Source organism: Aliivibrio sp. 1S128, from assembly GCF_001691065.1.
Taxonomy (GTDB): domain Bacteria; phylum Pseudomonadota; class Gammaproteobacteria; order Enterobacterales; family Vibrionaceae; genus Aliivibrio.
The window spans coordinates 1-497 of the sequence record NZ_MAJV01000169.1 but is presented as its reverse complement, the minus strand read 5'-3'; the positions used below and the strand labels follow the sequence as shown (position 1 = coordinate 497).

Here is a 497-nt window from a genome sequence, read left to right as displayed (position 1 = left end):
AGTTTTACTTGACCACTACACTATTAACCCATTCACTTTCACGGTTTGCGTAAACCCTTTTTCTTTATATAACTTGATTGCTGGATTTTCACTGAACACACGAAGAAGTAACTTTTTTGATTGATGCTGTCTAGCGTGATTTATAATCATATCGAGACTTTTCGCACCGATACCCTTACCGTGAAATTCTGGGCTTAACTGTAAGTCTCGCAGAAAAGTGGTTGATTCGTTATAGCTAAAACGAACAATACCAACTCGATGATTATCCACGAATATTTCAAAGTTATCCAAGAGAGCCCAATTGTTGATAAATAGATTGCTATCCCAAACGATATTCCGAGTTAAATAATAACTAGCCATGTTGGATTGAGTTAGTGACTCAGCATATTTTAGCTCAGAAGCTCTTTTAAACTGGATATCCATACTTACCCCTTGGGAACACATAACGCCGCAATAACACGTTTACTACGACATAGACTTAGCTGAATTTTACTGCC

Annotated in this window: 1 protein-coding gene; it reads right to left on the bottom strand. The window is 37.2% G+C overall.

Annotated elements, in window-relative coordinates; genetic code table 11:
* Positions 1-15: 15 nt before the first annotated feature.
* Positions 16-423 carry an N-acetyltransferase gene (locus A6E03_RS18960; RefSeq protein ID WP_065601520.1) on the bottom strand — a complete coding sequence of 136 codons (408 nt, stop codon included), beginning with the start codon at positions 421-423 and terminating at the stop codon, positions 16-18.
* Positions 424-497: the final 74 nt, after the last annotated feature.